At 65.8% G+C, this 18,041-nt stretch carries 18 protein-coding genes and 1 pseudogene; 7 read left to right on the top strand and 12 right to left on the bottom strand.

Annotated features, from left to right (window positions below):
* Window positions 1-7: 7 nt before the first annotated feature.
* Both B8W69_RS12380 and B8W69_RS12385 read left to right on the top strand, forming a co-directional pair.
* On the top strand, window positions 8-1,114 hold the full coding sequence (locus tag B8W69_RS12380) for an iron-siderophore ABC transporter substrate-binding protein (RefSeq protein ID WP_085290105.1): 1,107 nt from the start codon (window positions 8-10) through the stop codon (window positions 1,112-1,114).
* 119 nt (window positions 1,115-1,233) lie between these two features.
* Complete coding sequence (locus tag B8W69_RS12385; RefSeq protein WP_085290106.1) at window positions 1,234-2,274, top strand: NAD(P)-dependent alcohol dehydrogenase; 1,041 nt, start codon at window positions 1,234-1,236, stop codon at window positions 2,272-2,274.
* Window positions 2,275-2,286: 12 nt separating this feature from the next.
* On the opposite strand, the gene B8W69_RS12390 is transcribed toward B8W69_RS12385, so the two are convergent.
* From B8W69_RS12390 to B8W69_RS31980, 4 genes and pseudogenes are all read right to left on the bottom strand, one after another.
* On the bottom strand, window positions 2,287-2,712 hold the full coding sequence (locus B8W69_RS12390) for a DUF3349 domain-containing protein (protein ID WP_085290107.1): 426 nt from the start codon (window positions 2,710-2,712) through the stop codon (window positions 2,287-2,289).
* 444 nt (window positions 2,713-3,156) lie between these two features.
* On the bottom strand, window positions 3,157-3,294 hold the full coding sequence (locus B8W69_RS30585) for a hypothetical protein (RefSeq protein ID WP_165762600.1): 138 nt from the start codon (window positions 3,292-3,294) through the stop codon (window positions 3,157-3,159).
* An 832-nt stretch (window positions 3,295-4,126) separates the two neighbouring features.
* A complete protein-coding gene (nrdF, locus tag B8W69_RS12400) occupies window positions 4,127-5,101 on the bottom strand; it encodes a class 1b ribonucleoside-diphosphate reductase subunit beta (RefSeq protein ID WP_181447380.1) in 975 nt (324 codons plus the stop codon).
* Between the two features lie 117 nt (window positions 5,102-5,218).
* A pseudogene (locus tag B8W69_RS31980) lies at window positions 5,219-5,443 on the bottom strand (alpha/beta fold hydrolase); the annotation flags it as partial.
* Between the two features lie 217 nt (window positions 5,444-5,660).
* On the opposite strand from B8W69_RS31980, the gene B8W69_RS12405 reads away from it, so the two are divergent.
* Together B8W69_RS12405 and B8W69_RS12410 are read left to right on the top strand one after the other, a co-directional pair.
* Window positions 5,661-6,107, top strand: a complete 447-nt coding sequence (locus tag B8W69_RS12405) for an SRPBCC family protein (RefSeq protein ID WP_085290109.1) — start codon at window positions 5,661-5,663, stop codon at window positions 6,105-6,107.
* Window positions 6,091-6,636 carry a TetR/AcrR family transcriptional regulator gene (locus tag B8W69_RS12410; RefSeq protein WP_085290110.1) on the top strand — a complete coding sequence of 182 codons (546 nt, stop codon included), beginning with the start codon at window positions 6,091-6,093 and terminating at the stop codon, window positions 6,634-6,636. Before B8W69_RS12405 ends, B8W69_RS12410 begins: the two co-directional genes overlap by 17 nt.
* A gap of 15 nt (window positions 6,637-6,651) precedes the next feature.
* Here B8W69_RS12410 and B8W69_RS12415 read toward each other — a convergent pair whose 3' ends face one another.
* The 6 genes from B8W69_RS12415 to B8W69_RS12445 all read right to left on the bottom strand — a co-directional run bounded on the left by B8W69_RS12415 (window position 6,652) and on the right by B8W69_RS12445 (window position 13,055).
* Window positions 6,652-8,193, bottom strand: a complete 1,542-nt coding sequence (locus B8W69_RS12415; RefSeq protein ID WP_085290111.1) for a flavin-containing monooxygenase — start codon at window positions 8,191-8,193, stop codon at window positions 6,652-6,654.
* Between the two features lie 153 nt (window positions 8,194-8,346).
* Window positions 8,347-9,075 (bottom strand): TetR/AcrR family transcriptional regulator, encoded by a 729-nt coding sequence (locus B8W69_RS12420; RefSeq protein ID WP_439330606.1) that lies wholly within the window; start codon window positions 9,073-9,075, stop codon window positions 8,347-8,349.
* 70 nt (window positions 9,076-9,145) lie between these two features.
* Window positions 9,146-11,311: a class 1b ribonucleoside-diphosphate reductase subunit alpha gene (gene nrdE, locus B8W69_RS12425; RefSeq protein WP_085290113.1), complete on the bottom strand. Its 2,166-nt coding sequence runs from the start codon at window positions 11,309-11,311 to the stop codon at window positions 9,146-9,148.
* Entirely contained in the window at window positions 11,281-11,727 is a 447-nt protein-coding gene (nrdI, locus tag B8W69_RS12430; RefSeq protein ID WP_085290114.1) for a class Ib ribonucleoside-diphosphate reductase assembly flavoprotein NrdI, read from the bottom strand. Before nrdI ends, nrdE begins: the two co-directional genes overlap by 31 nt.
* 27 nt (window positions 11,728-11,754) lie before the next feature.
* On the bottom strand, window positions 11,755-11,994 hold the full coding sequence (locus tag B8W69_RS12435; RefSeq protein WP_085290115.1) for a redoxin NrdH: 240 nt from the start codon (window positions 11,992-11,994) through the stop codon (window positions 11,755-11,757).
* 506 nt (window positions 11,995-12,500) lie between these two features.
* A complete protein-coding gene (locus B8W69_RS12445; protein WP_085290116.1) occupies window positions 12,501-13,055 on the bottom strand; it encodes an NAD(P)H-dependent oxidoreductase in 555 nt (184 codons plus the stop codon).
* A gap of 90 nt (window positions 13,056-13,145) precedes the next feature.
* Between B8W69_RS12445 and B8W69_RS12450 the strand changes: the two genes are divergently transcribed.
* Window positions 13,146-13,754 carry a TetR/AcrR family transcriptional regulator gene (locus B8W69_RS12450; RefSeq protein ID WP_085290117.1) on the top strand — a complete coding sequence of 203 codons (609 nt, stop codon included), beginning with the start codon at window positions 13,146-13,148 and terminating at the stop codon, window positions 13,752-13,754.
* A complete protein-coding gene (locus B8W69_RS12455) occupies window positions 13,751-14,803 on the top strand; it encodes a DNA polymerase IV (protein ID WP_085290118.1) in 1,053 nt (350 codons plus the stop codon). The genes B8W69_RS12450 and B8W69_RS12455 overlap by 4 nt, the downstream gene beginning before the upstream one ends.
* On the opposite strand, the gene B8W69_RS12460 is transcribed toward B8W69_RS12455, so the two are convergent.
* Both B8W69_RS12460 and B8W69_RS12465 read right to left on the bottom strand, forming a co-directional pair.
* Entirely contained in the window at window positions 14,738-15,670 is a 933-nt protein-coding gene (locus tag B8W69_RS12460) for an SDR family oxidoreductase (RefSeq protein WP_085290119.1), read from the bottom strand. The two genes, B8W69_RS12455 and B8W69_RS12460, sit on opposite strands and share 66 nt — an antisense overlap.
* 30 nt (window positions 15,671-15,700) lie before the next feature.
* A complete protein-coding gene (locus B8W69_RS12465) occupies window positions 15,701-16,336 on the bottom strand; it encodes a TetR/AcrR family transcriptional regulator (RefSeq protein ID WP_085290120.1) in 636 nt (211 codons plus the stop codon).
* A 114-nt stretch (window positions 16,337-16,450) separates the two neighbouring features.
* Between B8W69_RS12465 and B8W69_RS12470 the strand changes: the two genes are divergently transcribed.
* Window positions 16,451-17,929 carry a cytochrome P450 gene (locus B8W69_RS12470; RefSeq protein WP_085290121.1) on the top strand — a complete coding sequence of 493 codons (1,479 nt, stop codon included), beginning with the start codon at window positions 16,451-16,453 and terminating at the stop codon, window positions 17,927-17,929.
* Window positions 17,930-18,041 lie beyond the last annotated feature (112 nt).

Below are 18,041 nucleotides of genomic sequence, written 5' to 3' on the forward strand. Positions count from 1 at the left end.
CTGACGCGTGTTGTTCGGCGTGATCAGGCCCGGCCGGCTGGCCGCGGCGACCGCGGTGACGGCGACGCTCGTCGTGGCGTCCAGCGGCTGCGGATCCGACGAGCCCGCCGGCCAGACGCCGGTCCGTTCCCTGGTCACCCCGACGACCCAGATCGCCGGCGCCGGCGTGCTCGGAAACGACCGCCGGCCCGACGACTCGTGCGCACGCGACGCCGCCGAGGCCGATGCGGGTTCGACGAAACGGCAAGTCCACAACGCCGCGGGCGTCAACCCGGACGTCGTGCAGGTGCCCGCCGACCCGCAGCGCATCGTGGTGCTCTCCGGCGACCAGCTCGACACGCTGTGCGCGCTGGGCCTGCAGTCGCGGGTGGTCGGCGCGGCGTTGCCGGACGGGTCCTCGAGTCAGCCCGCCTACCTGGGTGGCGCGGTGCACGGCCTGCCCGGGGTCGGCACCCGCTCGCACCCCGACCTGAAGGCGATCGCGAACGCCCACCCCGACCTGATCCTGGGGTCGCAGGGGTTGACGCCGACGCTGTATCCGCAGCTGACCGCGATCGCCCCGACGGTGTTCACGGCCGCACCGGGCGCGGCGTGGCAGGACAACCTGCGCGGCGTGGGCGCGGCCACCGGCCGCACCGCCGCGGTGGACGGGTTGATCAGCGGCTTTTCCCAGCGAACGACCGACATCGGCGCGCGGCATGATGCCTCGCACTATCAGGCGTCGATCGTGCAGCTGACGACCGGCACCATCCGGGTGTTCGGCGCCAACAACTTCCCGGCCAGCGTGCTGGGAGCGGTCGGCGTGGACCGGCCGGCGTCCCAGCGATTCACCGACAAGCCCTACATCGAGATCGCCAGCAGCGACGCGGACCTGGCCAAGAATCCGGACCTGTCGATCGCCGACGCCGACGTGGTGTACGTGTCCTGCGCCTCCCCGGCCGCCGCCAACCGGGCCGCCACGATCCTGGACAGCAACCCGTGGCGCAAGCTGTCCGCCAACCGGGACAACCGGGTCTACATCGTCAACGACGAGATCTGGCAAACCGGCGAGGGCCTCATCGCGGCCCGCGGCATCGTCGACGACCTGCGCCTGGTGAACGCCCCGATCAACTGACGGCGGTCCGGCAAAAACGCATCCATCGTCATAACGTGATGTTCGCCCCGTCCGATGGCGAAAGAACTTTTACCTTAGCTAAACTTCTTGACGACGCATCGAATCGAAGAGGGATCCTCATGAGCACAGTTTCGGCGTACGCGGCCACCTCGCCGACGGCACCGCTGACCAAGACCACCATCGAGCGGCGCGACCCGGGTCCGCATGACGTGGCGATCGACATCAAGTTCGCCGGAATCTGCCACTCCGACATCCACACCGCCAAAGGCGAATGGGGCACACCGGATTACCCGCTGGTCGTGGGCCACGAGATCGCCGGCGTCGTGACCGCCGTCGGGTCCGAGGTCACCAAGCACAAGGTGGGCGACCACGTCGGCGTCGGTTGCATGGTGAACTCCTGCGGCCAGTGCAACAGCTGTAAGGCCGGCCTCGAGCAGTACTGCAGCCGGGGCACCACCTTCACCTACAACGCCACCGACCTGGACGGCACGACGACGCAGGGCGGCTACAGCCAGGCGATCGTCGTCGACGAGAACTTCGTCCTGCGCATCCCGGACTCGCTGCCGCTGGACAAGGCGGCGCCGCTGCTGTGCGCGGGCATCACCCTGTTCTCGCCGCTGCGGCACTGGAAGGCCGGCAAGGACACCCGCCTGGCGATCATCGGCTTGGGCGGTTTGGGCCACATGGGCGTGAAGCTCGGTGCGGCGATGGGCGCCGAGGTGACGGTGCTGTCGCAGTCACTGAAGAAGATGGAAGACGGACTGCGACTGGGCGCCAAGCACTACTACGCCACCGCCGAGCGCGAGACCTTCAAGAAGCTGCGCAACAGCTTCGACCTGATCCTCAACACCGTCTCGGCGAACCTGAACCTCAACGACTATCTGAGCCTGCTCGACGTCGACGGCACGCTGGTCGAGTTGGGCATTCCTGAGCACCCCATGGAGGTGGGGGCGTTCTCGCTGGCGCTGGCGCGCCGCAGCCTGTCCGGGTCAAACATCGGCGGCATCGCCGAGACCCAGGAGGTGCTGGACTTCTGCGCCGAGCACAACGTGACGCCTGAAATCGAGCTCATCGAGCCCGACTACATCAACGAGGCCTACGAGCGCGTCCTGGCCAGCGACGTGCGCTACCGCTTCGTCATCGACATCTCGAAGCTGTAGGGCGCCGACGCCCTACAGCGCTGCGCCCCGAGCGCTTTTCGATACCGCGCTGCGCGCGGCGATCTCCGCGGCCTCTCCCCACTCGTCGCCGGGGATGACCTCGCTGACGTCGATGCCGGCCAGCGGCCACCCGACGGCGGCCAGGGTGGCGGCCACCCGGATGATGTTCTCCGGCCCGGCGTCGTAGTGCGTCATGTCGGAGATGAAGTGGGCGATCTCGTCACGGTCGATCACACCGTCAGCGATTGCCGGGGATCCGTCCGCGGTGATGTTGCGCACCACCTCGGCGATCTGCTCTTCGGTCAACGGCGTGCTGCGCAGCAGCGCCAGCAGCGGCACGCGGTCGGGCCCGGGGACGCCCTCGGGGTAGCCGGCGCGCAGCCAGCGCAGCACTGAACGGCAGAAGTTGGCGGTGGCAGAGGCGGCGGTATTCGTCACCCCAACAGTGTCAGGGCAGCCGTATCACCCGCGCCAGCGGGCGGTCGCGCCGTCCGCACAATTCATACGCCGTTCATGACTCGAACATGTCGATCGCCGAAAAGAACGCGGTGACAGGAGTGACGGGTCGATCCATAGCGGCATGCGCGGTCACCATCGATCACCACATCTGACGGCGGTCATGGAACGGCATCCTCGGGGTCGGTGAGATCGCGGTCGGCGCCTATCAGCACCAACGAGCGAATAGGGTCGCCGGAAACCTCAACATGGTTGCCGGGGGTCTCGGCCTGCGTGCCACCATCGCCGCGGCGACCGGACAGCTTGAAATTGCCCTTCCCGCAGCAATATTGGGCGGCGCAGCTGTCTGCGTAAACCTCGTGAACCAAACCCGGCACCGACGCCAGAACGCATAGTCAGCCCGCCGCTGAATCGGCTGCAGGCGACTCACTCACCCGCAGGCGGGGCATCGCTTCCCGGGGATCGGGTGGGCTCCGCGGAGTCGGCGTCGGAGCCGCCTTCGTCCTCGGTGGCTTGTGGGGGCTGATCGTCGCCTTCCGGCGCTGGTTGTTCGGCGGTGGTCACGCGCTCTCCCCTCCAGGTACTGAGTTCGCGTGCCAGATACCCGGGTTACCCGCGTGGGAAACGGCGGGCGTTCGAAGTCCCAGTCCTCGTCCTCGGTGACGACGGCCTTGCCGATCACGCACGACGAGCCGCTCTAAAACTTCAGACCGCTCACCGCGGTGTGTCCGGGCATAGGTTGTGCTGCGCTGCTGTAGCTAGCTGCTGCTTCCATGCATAGATATGCCCGAAACCAGACGAATCTGCGGCTCCAATACCCGAATGCATTCCGCCTCGGATTTATTATCGGTCGAGTCAATAATTGAGCGGCGTCCACAATCTGGGGAACGTAGCCGACGGGAAACACATTAAGTTTGCTGGACAATCGCAGATGCTGCTAAATAGGCAACCTTGATCGGCTGGGCTAGCTAACGCCTTCCGAACTCTGTTGCTGGGCGCAGTGGACCATCCGCTCACTGAGGTGGATGAGTGGGTCTTCATGCCCGCCAGGCATCGTATAGGCCAACCGGCGCAATTCGACGGCAAACTCGTACAGATACTGGGACAGCAACGCGGCGGTCATGAGACGGTAGTGACCACGTTTGCGGTGAGCCTAGCCGCACGGAACAACATACTTCCCAAATCTCCCCCGTTTGGCGACCCTGATGTTTGGTGACGTGTCCCGATTCGTCGATGGCAGCGTAATCGCTTCCACGCCTAGTCACAAATAGATGTGTAAAAACTTAGGCTCGGTTTATAAAGCAGCCCGGTGAGACGCTCATCTTCAGCGGCGCAGCTAATCCGCCATGACCCCCGTCCGATAAATCGGACTATCTCTGAGAGATCTGGCGCGCTGCTAGAAGTCCCAGTCCTCGTCCTCGGTGACGACGGCCTTGCCGATCACGTACGACGAGCCCGAGCCGGAGAAGAAGTCGTGGTTCTCGTCGGCGTTCGGTGACAGCGCGGACAGGATGGCCGGGTTCACGTCGGTCTCGTCGCGCGGGAACAGCGCCTCGTAGCCGAGGTTCATCAGCGCCTTGTTGGCGTTGTAGCGCAGGAACTTCTTGACGTCCTCGGTCAGCCCGACCTCGTCGTAGAGGTCCTGGGTGTACTCCACCTCGTTGTCGTAGAGCTCGAAGAGCAGCTCGTAGGTGTAGTCCTTGAGCTCCTGCTTGCGCGCGTCGTCGACCAGCGCCAGGCCGCGCTGGTATTTGTAGCCGATGTAGTAGCCGTGCACGGCCTCGTCGCGGATGATCAGCCGGATCATGTCGGCGGTGTTGGTCAGCTTCGCGCGGCTCGACCAGTACATCGGCAGGTAGAAGCCGGAGTAGAACAGGAAGCTCTCCAGCAGCGTGGAGGCGACCTTGCGCTTCAGCGGCTCGTCGCCCTTGTAGTACTGCATGACGATCTCGGCCTTGCGCTGCAGGTTGGGGTTCTCCTCCGACCAGCGGAAGGCGTCGTCGATCTCCGCGGTCGAGCACAGCGTGGAGAAGATGTTGCTGTAGCTGCGCGCGTGCACCGACTCCATGAAGGCGATGTTGGTGTAGACCGCTTCCTCGTGCGGGGTCAGCGCGTCGGGGATCAGGCTGACCGCGCCGACCGTGCCCTGGATGGTGTCCAGCAGCGTCAGGCCGGTGAACACCCGCATGGTCAACTGCTTCTCCCCGGGCGTCAGGGTTGCCCACGACGGGAGGTCGTTGGACACCGGCACCTTCTCGGGCAGCCAGAAGTTGCCGGTCAGCCGGTCCCACACCTCGGCGTCTTTTTCGTCTTGCAGCCGGTTCCAGTTGATCGCCGAGACGCGGTCGATCAGCTTCATGTTTTCGCTCACCAGAACCCCACTTCACACACCGTTTTCGCCTGAGGGATCTCAGGCTCCAGACACTACCCCTGGGGTGCGACAACGCAGCGGAACACAAGAGCTTGTGTTTACGTGTCGTGCACCGTGTCAGGTCACCTCCAGTATGAGCTCGGCGGCGCGGCCCGGTTGGTCCCGATGTGGAAAATGGCCACAATCGGCGAACCAGTGCAGCGACGCGCCGGGGAAAAGCTGTAGGGCACGGGCCGCCTGCCTCGGCAGCGTCACGCGATCGTTTCGGCCCCAGCCGATGACCCGCCCGCGCACCGAACCTCGTCGCGCGCATCGTCGGCCCGCGGCGGGCGCGCCACTCCGGAGCGCTGCCGCTGACCACCGCCCACGAGGCGGCGGGCTTCGAGGGCAGCGGCCATTTCATCTGGGACAAGTGGCAGACAAACCCCGAGCAGCTCATCGAAACCGCGATCGGCCTACTGCCCGTCGAAAACTAGTTCGCATCAATCTCATCCGGCCTCGCACGAGGGTGTGAAACAGGCACTGTTCACGGCGGTTCTAAACACGTACCATTTGGTACATGTTTACCGAAGACGGCGTCGAGATCGACGCATCGCCCCAACTCGTCTGGGACGTCTTTACCGACGTGGAGCACTGGCCGCACTGGACCGCCTCGGTGACGTCGCTGGTCGGATTGGACGCCGCGACCCTGGCCGTCGGCAGGCGGTTCGCGATCAAGCAGCCCGGCATGTCGAAGCTGGTCTGGAAGGTCACGGACTTAGACCCCGGTAGGTCGTGGACCTGGGTGCAGAGCTCTCCGGGGGTGCGGGTGACGGCCCGTCACGACGTCATCGCGCAGCCCGGCGGCAGCACGCTGGTGCGCCAGCAACTCGACCAGCGCGGTGTGCTGGGGGCGCTGGTGGGACGGCTGATGGTCAAGAAGACCAAGCGCTTCCTCGACCTGGAGGGCCGTGGCCTCAAGGCCCGATCCGAGCAGCTCAGCCGCGCCGATGGCGCGCACTCCTGACATCGAGCGGCGCCGGCAACTCCTCGATTCGCTGGTCGCCGAGTTCGCCACCGGCGGCATCGGCGACCGGTCGCTGCGCGAGGTGGCCGCCGCGGTCGGCACCAGCCACCGGATGCTGTTGCACCACTTCGGCTCTCGAGAAGACCTGCTGCTAGCGATCGTCGAAGAGGTCGAACGTCGCCAGATGCGGCTGCTGCCCGAATTGCCGACCGATCCGGCCGAGAGCTTTGCCGCGATGTGGGCCGACCTGCGCCGACCCGAGCTGCGCGAATCCGAGCGCCTGTTCTTCGAGTGCTATGCCCGCGCCGCCCAGGGCGAAAAGCCTTTTGCCCGAATGGTTCCCGGTGTGGTCGACGGCTGGCTGGCCGAAGTCGGGGCGGTAGCCGCGGGGCCGGTCGACCCTGCCCTGGCGCGGCTGGGGCTGGCCGTCACGCGCGGGCTGCTGCTGGATCTGGTGGCCACCGACGACGACACCGGCGTGGACGCGGCCGCGCGGGTCTTCGCCGAATTACTCAGGGAGCGAAAGTGATTCGGGCGGCCGCCGTCAGGAGGCGGCCGACTGCCTGCCCATGTTCACGCCATAGAACTGGTATTCGTCCGGCTTGACCGAGCGGGTCGCCCGCCAGTACTCCCAGGTGTAGCCACCCCAGAGCACGGTGTTCTTGCCGTGTTCGTCCAGATACCAGCTGCTGCAGCCGCCGCTGTTCCACACCGACGGGCCCAGCCTGCGCTGCAGTTCGTCGTTGAACTTGTCCTGGGCGGCGCGCGTCGGGGCCAGCGCCTGTGCGCCCAGCTTGTCACAGGTCGCGATCGCGTCGGCGACGTAACGGATCTGGGATTCGATCATGAACACCACGGAGTTGTGCCCCAGCCCGGTGTTGGGGCCCAGCAGGAAGAACAGGTTGGGCACGTCGGCGATGGTGATCCCGCGGTGCGCGCCGATGCCCTCGCGGTTCCACCGGTCCACCAGGTCCTCGCCGTGCAGCCCCTTGATCTGGACGTAGGTGTAGGAGTCGGTGACGTGGAAGCCGGTGGCGTAGACGATCACGTCGGCCGGCCGGTGGGTGCCGTCGGCGGTGACGATGCCGTCGGAGGTGATCCGCGCGATGTGCTCGGTGACCAGTTCGGTCTTCGGGTCGGCGACCGCGCCATAGTAGGTGGAGGAGTTCAGGATTCGCTTGCACCCGATGCGGTAGTTCGGGATCAGCTTGCGCCGCAGCTCCCGGTCCTTGACCGACCGGCGAATGTTGTACTTGCAGTATGCCTCGATGAACTTGAGCAGGTTCGGCCGCTTGGTCATGCCGAAGGCCAGCGCTTCCTGCCCCCAGTAGATCGCGAGACGGACCAGGGCACGCAGGCCGGGCACGTTCTCCATGGCTCCGCGCACCGCCGGCGGGATCTCAGGGTTGGAGCGCGGGACCACCCACGGCGGGGTGCGTTGGTAGAGCTGAAGCTCGGCGACCTGCCCGACGATCTCCGGCACGATCTGGATCGCGCTGGCACCGGTCCCGATCACCGCCACCCGCTTGCCGGTCAGGTCAACGCTGTGGTCCCACTCCGCGGAATGGAAAGCGGCGCCACGGAATTCGTCGCGGCCCTCGATGTCGGGCATGGACGGGATGTGCAGGGCGCCGGCACCCGAGATCAAGAACTGCGCGACGTATTCGCGCCCGTCGGTGGTGAACACGTGCCAGCGGTTCTCGTCGTCGTCCCAGTGGGCGCGGTCGACCAGGGAGTTGAACTCGATGTAGCGGCGCAGCCCGTATTTCTCGGTGACCCCTTTGAGGTAGTCCCAGATCTCGGGCTGGAAGGAGAACGGGTTCTTCCAGTCGGGCTTGGGCTCGAACGAGAACGAGTACAGGTGCGACGGGATGTCGCAGGCGCACCCGGGGTAGCTGTTGTCTCGCCAGGTGCCGCCGATGTCGGCGGCCTTTTCCAGGATGACGAAGCCGATGCCCTGCTTCTGCAGCGCGATCGCCATGCCCAGGCCGGAGAATCCGGTCCCGATGATGACGGCGCGCGTGTGCACCGGCTTGTGGGCGCCGGCCCCCGGCAGTGTCTCGGTTTGTGTCACGACGTCGGTCACGGTCGATCGGTCCTTCTATCCAGGCCTGTCTCGGGTCGGCGTTAGCCGGCGTCTTCGGCCGCTGCCCCGGCTGACGCAGATACCCAGTACCCAGGGTATCGGTTTGGACGAGTGTTATCGATGGCCGCCGCGATTGTCAACGACGCGGCTCGCTCAGCCCGCGGCCGGCTTGACGGTCACCATGTCGTGAATCGGCAGGTCAGGGTCCATCGTGATACCCAGCGCCTCGGCCGTGCCGACGATTACCCCCATCATGATGGTCGTCAGGTGCGCGACGAACTGCTCCCGCGACATCAGGCGCGGGCTTTCCGGCTCGGGGCCCAGCCACCACTCGGTAGCCGACGCGGCACAGCCGAAGGCCGCGTGCCCGGCTAGCTCTACCGCCGCGTGGTCGAGTTCCATCTCGCGCAGCTCGTTGTCGAACATGTCGGCCACGGCCAGGGTGATGCCACGTCCCTCGTCCCAGATCTGGGGGCTGGCGGGCGAGCGGCCCTGGATGAATACGCGCAGCACGTTGGGGTGCTTGTCGACCAGGACCACATACTCCTCGACGCTGCGCCGGATCACCTCGCGGGCCGAGTCGGTCTTCAGGTCGATGGAGGCGAAGATCGCCGCCCACAGCATGTCGCGCAGCCGCTCCCCGATCGCCTGGAACAGGTCGGACTTGTCGTGAAAATGCCGGTAGATCTTCGGTTTGGCGGTACCGGCCTCCTCGGCGATCTCCCGCACGGACAGCTCGGGCCCGAGGCGGTCGATGGCGCGGAAGGCCGCGTCGACGATTTCGCTGCGCACTTTCTTGCGGTGCTCGCGCCAGCGTTCGCTGCGCGCGTCGACCTTGGCCCCAGGCTTTACAGCTGGGTGGGGCCTAGATGGTCGAGGCATTCTCACCACGTCAAGCACTGTACCTCGTAGCGGCTCCTGACCTGGGCAGACTGCCCGATCAGCGCGAGGTTTAGAGCATGCAGGACACGCAGCCCTCGACCTCTGTTCCCTCCAAAGCCATCTGACGCAACCGGATGTAATACAGCGTCTTGATCCCCTTGCGCCAGGCGTAGATCTGCGCCTTGTTCACCTCGCGGGTGGTGGCCGTGTCCTTGAAGAACAGGGTCAGCGACAGCCCCTGGTCCACGTGCTGGGTGGCCGCGGCGTAGGTGTCGATGATCTTCTCGTAGCCGATCTCGTAGGCGTCCTGGTAGTACTCCAGGTTGTCGTTGGTCAGATACGGCGCCGGGTAGTAGACGCGGCCGATCTTGCCTTCCTTGCGGATCTCGATCTTGCTCGCCACGGGGTGGATCGAGCTGGTCGAGTGGTTGATGTAGCTGATCGAACCGGTCGGCGGGACGGCCTGCAGGTTCTGGTTGTAGATGCCGTGCTGCTGCACCGACTCCTTGAGCCGCTGCCAATCCTCTTGTGTCGGAATGCGGATGCCCGCCTCGGCAAAGATCTCCCGCACCCGCGGGGTGGCCGGCTCCCACACCTGCTCGGTGTACTTGTCGAAGAATTCACCCGAGGCGTACTTCGACTTCTCGAAGCCGCCGAACTTCGTTCCCCGTTCGATCGCAATGCGATTCGACGCGCGCAGCGCGTGGTAGAGCACGGTGTAGAAGTACATGTTGGTGAAGTCGACGCCTTCTTCGGAGCCGTAGAGGATGCGCTCGCGGGCCAGGTACCCGTGCAGGTTCATCTGGCCGAGCCCGATCGCGTGGGACTCGTTGTTGCCCTGCTCGATTGAGGGCACCGACCAGATGTGCGTCTGGTCGCTCACCGCCGTCAGCGCGCGGATCGCAACCTCGATGGTCTGCGCGAAGTCGGGCGAGTCCATCGTCTTGGCGATGTTCAGCGAGCCGAGGTTGCACGAAATGTCCTTGCCCACTTTGGCGTACGACAAGTCATCGTTGAACACCGACGGCGTGGACACCTGCAGGATCTCCGAGCACAGGTTCGAGTGGGTGATCTTGCCGTCGATCGGGTTGGCCCGGTTCACCGTGTCCTCGAACATGATGTAGGGGTAACCGGATTCGAACTGCAGCTCGGCCAGCGTCTGGAAGAACTCGCGCGCCTTGATCTTCGTCTTACGGATGCGGGCGTCGTCGACCATCTCGTAGTACTTCTCGGTGACCGAGATGTCGGCGAACGGCAGTCCGTAGACCCGCTCGACGTCGTACGGCGAGAACAGGTACATGTCCTCGTTCTTCTTGGCCAGCTCGAAGGTGATGTCGGGAATCACCACGCCAAGGCTCAGCGTCTTGATGCGGATCTTCTCGTCGGCGTTCTCGCGCTTGGTGTCCAGGAACCGGTAGATGTCCGGGTGATGCGCGTGCAGGTACACCGCGCCCGCGCCCTGCCGGGCTCCGAGCTGGTTGGCGTAGGAGAACGAGTCCTCGAGCAGCTTCATGATCGGGATGACGCCCGAGCTCTGGTTCTCGATGTTCTTGATCGGGGCGCCGTGCTCGCGAATGTTGCTGAGCAGCAACGCGACTCCCCCGCCGCGCTTGGACAGCTGCAGCGCGGAGTTGATCGATCGCCCGATCGACTCCATGTTGTCCTCGATGCGCAGCAGAAAGCAGCTCACCGGTTCGCCGCGCTGTTTCTTGCCCGAGTTCAGGAATGTCGGGGTGGCCGGCTGGAACCGGCCGTCGATGATCTCGTCGACGAGCTTCTCGGCCAGGATGGTGTCCCCGGCGGCCAGCGTCAGCGCGACCATGACGACGCGGTCCTCGAAGCGCTCCAGGTAACGCTTCCCGTCGAACGTCTTCAGCGTGTAGGAGGTGTAGTACTTGAACGCGCCCAGGAACGTCGGGAACCGGAACTTCTTGGCGTAGGCGCGGTCCAGCAGCGTCTTGACGAAGTTGCGGCTGTACTGGTCGAGCACCTCACGCTCGTAATAGTTCTCCTTGATCAGGTAGTCGAGCTTCTCGTCCTGATTGTGGAAGAACACCGTGTTCTGGTTGACGTGCTGCAGGAAGTACTGATGCGCGGCCTCGCGGTCCTTGTCGAACTGAATCTTGCCGTCCGCGTCGTACAGATTCAGCATCGCGTTGAGCGCGTGGTAATCCGTCTCCCCCGGCAACGCGTGGACTCCGGTGGTTACAGGCTCTGCAGCGACGGTTGGTGACACGTCTGTTCCTTCCAAAAATTGGCTAAGCCCGCGCGGACGGCATCCACGTCGTCCTGGGTTCCCATTAGTTCGAAGCGGTAGAGGTACGGAACGCCGCACTTGCGCGAGATCACGTTGCCCGCGTAGGCGAATTCGGCGCCGAAGTTGTTGTTGCCCGCGGCGATGACGCCGCGGATCAACGACCGGTTGTGCTCATTGTTCAAGAAGGCGATGACCTGCTTGGGGACGTAGCCGCCGGCGTTGAGGTCGGGGGTGGCCCGACCGCCGCCGTAGGTCGGCAGGACGAGGACGTAGGGCTGGTCTACCTCGATGCGGCCATGCAGTGGGATCCGCGTGGCGGGGACCCCCAGCTTCTCGACGAAGCGGTGGGTGTTCTCCGACACCGAAGAGAAATAGACCAGGTTGCGCGACTGCACCGCAACCTCCTTACCTGACGTCTTGCCTTACGCGCTGAGTTCCGCCGCGGAGAGCGCCTTGATGCGGTCGGGCCGGAAACCGGACCAGTGGTCGTTGCCCGCCACCACCACGGGAGCCTGCAGGTATCCCAGGGCCATCACGTAGTCGCGCGCCTCGGTGTCCAGCGAGATGTCGACCTTCTCGTACGCGAGGCCCTGCTTGTCCAGCGCCTTGTAGGTGGCGCTGCACTGCACACATGCCGGCTTGGTGTACACGGTGATGCTCATAGAATGCCGCTCCTTTGCGGAAGAGGGGGGACCCAACGGGCTGGCAACTACTTTTGGACTGCGTCTTTGCTATGTTCAGCGATCCGTCAGGCCCCCTGATTCCCGTCGTGCGGCGGTCGAGGTCGAGCGACCTTTGAGTGCCGATTTCGGGGGGTTCACCGAGTCTGGCTTGCTTGGTGGCCTTGGGATCTGCCGGTGCTCGAAACACTACACCTAGTGGCTGACAAGATGTCGAGATACAAGATGTTCTGAATAACAATTTTGAAATTCCCTGGTCGTGAGCCCTGTCGCGAAAGAATCGGACCACCCGCTCGGCGTGTCGCAGATCACACGCCGAGGCGTGGCCACCTCTATGTAGGGGTATAACAGCGACCACCGACATCACTGCCGAGGACGACGGAACCGCCCACAGCTAGCAAAGCCGCCAGGCGGAGCTGGCGGCTTCTGCTATTCGGTTGTGCCAACCGCGCTGGTCGCCCGGCGAGCGGCTTGTCGACTTCTGCCAATCAGCCGGCTTCGGCGGCCAGCTTGCCCACCACATCACGCACGTTCGCGGACAGCTCGGCGTGGTCTGCGGGCGCCTTGCCCCCCAGGGTCTTGAACGGCACCGATAATTTGATCGCCTCCACGACCCGCGCGCCCGCGATGCCGAAGGACTTGCGGGTGTCGTCGTGCGCCCACACCCCGCCGTACTGGCCGAAGGATCCGCCGATGACCGCCAGCGGCTTGCCCTTCAGCGCGCCGTCGCCGAACGGCCGGGACAGCCAGTCGATCGCGTTCTTGATGACGGCCGGGTAGCTGCCGTTGTATTCCGGAGTCACCACCAGGGCGGCGTCCGCGTCGGCCGCCGCGGCGCGCAGCGCGGCCACCGGGGCCAGCGGTGGCGCATCGGTGTTCATCACTTCGTCGATCTCCTCGTTATAGAACGGCAGCTCGCCGAGCCCTTCGAAGATCGTGACGGCAACGTCGTCCGCGGCGACCGCCCCCGCCAACTCGGCGATCTGGCGGTTGATCGACGCCGCCCGCAGGCTTCCCACTAACGCCAAGATTTTGGTTGCCACTGTCGGAGTTTCCCTTCGGTCGATGTGTACATCCTCGCACGTTTAAGCGGACTAAAGTCCGATTTATTCCGGCAGCGTTAAAGTGCAGGAGTGAGCGAGCGGTCGGGTGAGTTGCACGTGCTCGCCCCCCAGGTGGTGCAGCACGAGCGGGGCGACGCGGCGCGCAACCGCGCCCTGCTCCTTCAGGCTGCCCGAAACCTGGTCGCCGAGCGCGGCGCCGACGCCGTCACCACCGATGACATCGCCGCCGCCGCCGGGGTCGGCAAAGGCACGCTGTTCCGCCGCTTCGGCAGCCGGGCCGGGCTGATGATGGTGCTGCTGGACGAGGACGAACAAGCCGTTCAGCAGGCGTTCCTGTTCGGTCCGCCACCCCTGGGCCCCGGCGCGCCGCCGGCCGACCGGCTGGTCGCGTTCGGGCGCGAGCGGATCCGATTCGCTCACGACCATTGCGAACTGCTGTCCGCGGCCAACCGCGACCCGCAGAACCGGCACAACGCACCGGCCATGGTGCTGCGCACGCACGTGCGGGTGCTGCTCAAGGCCGCCGACTCCACCGGTGACCTCGACGCCCAGACCGACGCGTTGCTCGCGTTGCTGGACGTGGACTACGTCGAGCACCAACTGGCCGAGCGCGGTCACACGCTGGCGACGCTGGGTGACGCGTGGGAAAGCCTGGCGCGCAAGCTCTGTGGGCGATGAACGCCGTGCCCGCGGCGGCACCGGATTGGGTCCTGCATGTGGACCTCGACCAGTTCCTGGCGTCGGTCGAGTTGCGCCGGCATCCCGAATTGGCCGGGCTGCCGGTGATTGTCGGCGGCAGCGGCGATCCGAACGAACCGCGCAAGGTCGTCACCTGCGCCTCCTATGAGGCCCGCGAGTTCGGCGTGCGTGCGGGCATGCCGCTGCGGGCCGCCGCCCGTCGCTGCCCCGAGGCGACCTTCCTTCCCTCGGACCCCGTCGCCTACGACGAGGCGTCCGATCAGGTGATGGGGCTGCTGCGCGACCTGGGGCATCCGGTCGAAGTCTGGGGCTGGGACGAGGCCTATGTGGCAGTGACGGCGCAGGATCCGGGCGAGGTGGCGCAGCGGATCCGCAGCGTCATCTCCTCGGAAACCGGGCTGTCCTGCTCGGTCGGCATCAGCGACAACAAGCAGCGCGCCAAGGTCGCCACCGGCTTCGCCAAACCGGGCGGCATTTTTGTGCTCACCGACGCGAACTGGATGCCACTGATGGCCGACCGTCCGGTGGACGCGCTCTGGAGCGTGGGCCCCAAGACGGCGAGAAAGCTTGCCGATCTTGAGATTACGACGGTATGGCAGCTGGCCCACTGCGACGCGGAGCTACTGACATCCACGTTCGGCCCGCGCACCGGGCTGTGGCTGCTGCTGTTGGCCAAGGGCGGCGGTGACAGCCGGGTCAGCCCGGAGCCCTGGGTGCCGCGCTCGCGCAGCCACATGGTCACCTTTCCGCGCGATCTCACCGATCGACCCGAAATGGACGCGGCTGTAACGGATTTGGCCGCGCGGGCACTTACGGATGTGCTGGCGGAGGACCGAGTCGTGACCCGGGTGGCGGTCACCGTGCGAACGGCGACCTTCTACACGCGCACCAAGATTCGCAAGCTCGATGCGCCGAGCACCGATCACGACGTCATCGTGGCAGCGGCCCTTCGCGTTCTCGACCTATTCGAGCTCGACCGGCCGGTCCGCCTGCTCGGCGTGCGCCTTGAATTGGTCATGCCGGACTAGCGGCGCCGGGCTGGGCCGCAGCGCGCGGGTGAAGATGACGTTGACCTGGCGCATGGCCACGCTATAGGGCCACCACGCAAGCCTTTTGAACGCGTACAGCGCCCAGATGTCGGCCGACGTGTAGATCAGGTACCGGTTCTTGGCCACTCCGGCCAGGATTTTGTCGGCGGCCTTTTCCGGCGACACGGCATGGCCGGCGAATCGCCTGATCCATCGCGCGACGTCGGGGTCTTCCCGGTCCACGCCGGCGATCTCGACGGTGCCGACCAGCGGGGTGTTCACCGCCCCGGGCACCACCACCGACACGCCGATGCGGTGGCGGGCCAGGTCGAAGCGCAGCACCTCCGACAGGCCGCGCAATCCGTACTTGCTGGCGCTGTAGGCGGCGTGCCACGGCAGGGCCACCAGCCCGGCCGCCGAGGACACGTTGACCAGATGCCCGCCGCGCTTGGCCGCCACCATCGGCGGGACGAAGGTCTCGATGACGTGGATCGGACCCATCAGGTTGATGGCGATCATCTTGCTCCACTGCTCATGGGTCAGCCGGTCGACGGTGCCCCACGCCGATACGCCGGCGATGTTGAGGACAACGTCCATGCTCGGATGTGCGGAGTGGACGTCGGCGGCGAAGGCGGCCACCTGGTCGTGGTCGGCGATGTCCAGCGCGCGATGCTCGGGGACCTGCGCGCCCAGGGCGCGCGCGTCGGCCACGGTCTGCTCGAGTCCGTCGCGGTCGCGGTCGGTCAGATAGAGGTCGGCGCCCTGCGCCGCCAGCCGCAAGGCCGTGGCGCGGCCGATCCCGCTCGCCGCACCGGTGACAAGGCACCGCTTTCCCGCGAAAGACCGCCCGGATCCCCTCTGCGCCATGGCCGTGACGATACCGGCGGTACCACCGCGCTAGGGACGGCCCGCCCACAACGCGTGCAGCCACAACTGCTCGAGGACGCGCACCCGTCGGTCACGGTCGCTGTCGCGCCCGGTCAGGATCGGGTCGCCGGTCAGCACCAGCGCGGTGGTGCCGGCCAGGGTGCGGATCAGCGTCGGCAGGTCGTCACTGATCGGCCTGGCCGTCCCGGCCTTCATCTCGGCCTCGACGACCCCGACGATCTGGCCCAGCACCACCTCGAACTGCTGGTCCAGCAGATCGCGAATCTCGCCGTCGGTGTTGCGGGCCTCGTTGCAGGCGGTCACGACTGGGTCGTTGTGCGCATAGACGGCCGCGGCGCTGCCGACCATCCGCTTGGCGAACTCTTCGGGTGACTCGCCGGCCTGCCGGGGCGCGAAGTACCCGGTGAGTTCCTCGAGCTCCTCGGCGGCCTCGGCCATCAGTTGTGCCAGCACCGCGTACTTGGAGTCGAAGTAGAAGTAAAAGCCGGATCGCGCCACTCCGGCCCGCAGGCTGATGGTGCTCACCGACAACTCGGCAAACGGCTTTTCCTGCAGGAGTTCGCGCACCGCCTGCACGATCGCCTGGCGTTGCTTGTCGCCACGCCGTCGTGCGCCCGGCACTGGAGTGGCGGGGTGCCTGCTCACTCTCTGACCTTGCACCACGCCGCGCAAAAAGCAAACTTGACAGCCGTCAAGTTTTTCAGCGAAGGTAATGAATCAGTGACGGCCGTCACCCGGAGGGCACGCAAAGGAGCGTTCATGACCGCCACCATCAGCACCCCGCAATACCTGCTGGATCAGGCGCGGCGCCGGTTCACCCCGACGCTGCAGACCATCCCGGGGATGGGCGCGATCGAGAAGCGCCTGCTCGCCCACGAGTGGGAGACCAAAGTCCTGGCGGAACCGCCGGCCGGCAGCGACCTGAAGCCAGTGCTGGGCGACGCCGGGCTCCCGATCCTCGGCCACATCATCGAGCTGTTCCGCGGCGGCCCGGACTACGCGTTGCACCTCTATCGGAACCACGGCCCGCTGATCTACCTGGACTCGCCGATCATGCCGGCCGTCACCGCGCTGGGGCCCGATGCCACCCAGGCCGTGTTCTCCAACAGGAACAAGGATTTCTCGCAGAAGGGCTGGCACCCGGTGATCGGGCCATTCTTCAACCGCGGGCTGATGATGCTCGACTTCGACGAGCACATGTACCACCGCCGGATCATGCAGGAGGCCTTCACCCGCAGCCGGCTGACCGGCTACGTCGAGCACATCGACCGGGTCGCCACCGACATCGTCGCGAATTGGCCGACCAACGACGCGCGGTTCCTGTTCCACCCGGCGATGAAGGAACTCACCCTCGACATCGCCTCGCTGGTGTTCATGGGGCACGAGCCGGGGTCCGACCATGACCTGGTCACCAAGGTCAATCAGGCGTTCACCACGACGACGCGCGCCGGCGGCGCGATCATCCGGCAGCCGATTCCGCCGTTCAAGTGGTGGCGCGGCCTGAAGGCCCGCAAGTTGCTCGAGGACTACTTCGTCGAGCGCGTCAAGGACCGCCGGAACGCCACCGGCAACGACATGCTGACCGTGCTGTGCCACACCGAGGATGACGACGGCAACAGCTTCACCGACGAAGACATCGTCAACCACATGATCTTCCTGATGATGGCCGCGCACGACACGTCCACCTCGACGACAACCACGATGGTTTACAACATGGCCGCCAACCCGGAGTGGCAGGAGCGGGCGCGCGAGGAGTCGGCCCGCCTCGGCGACGCACCGCTGGACATCGAGTCGCTGGAGAAGCTGGAAACGCTCGAACTCATCATGAACGAGTCGCTGCGCATGGTGACGCCGCTGCCGTTCAACATGCGGATGGCGGTGCGCGACACCGAGCTGCTGGGCCACTACATCCCGGCCGGAACGAACATCACCATCTGGCCCGGCATGAATCACCGACTGTCCGAATTGTGGACGGAGCCAGACAAATTCGACCCGGAGCGGTTCGCCGAGCCGCGCTCGGAACACAAGAAGCACCGCTACGCGTTCGCGCCGTTCGGCGGTGGCGCGCACAAGTGCATCGGCATGGTGTTCGGCCAGCTGGAGGTCAAGACCGTGGTGCACCGGCTGCTGCGCCGCTACCGCGTCGAGCTGGCCCGACCGGGCTATCAACCGCACTGGGACTACGGCGGCATGCCGATTCCGATGGACGGCATGCCGATCGTGCTGCGCCCGCTGTAGAACGTCCGCGACGGCAGCCCCAGTCGCCGCCGTCGCGGTAGGGGCCGAGTTTCATGTGCGCTATCACTGGCGCTAGCGCACATGAAACTCACCTATTGATTTGAACCGCCCC

The sequence above is a fragment of the Mycolicibacterium vulneris genome (assembly GCF_002104765.1).
Classification (GTDB): Bacteria; Actinomycetota; Actinomycetes; order Mycobacteriales; family Mycobacteriaceae; genus Mycobacterium; species Mycobacterium vulneris.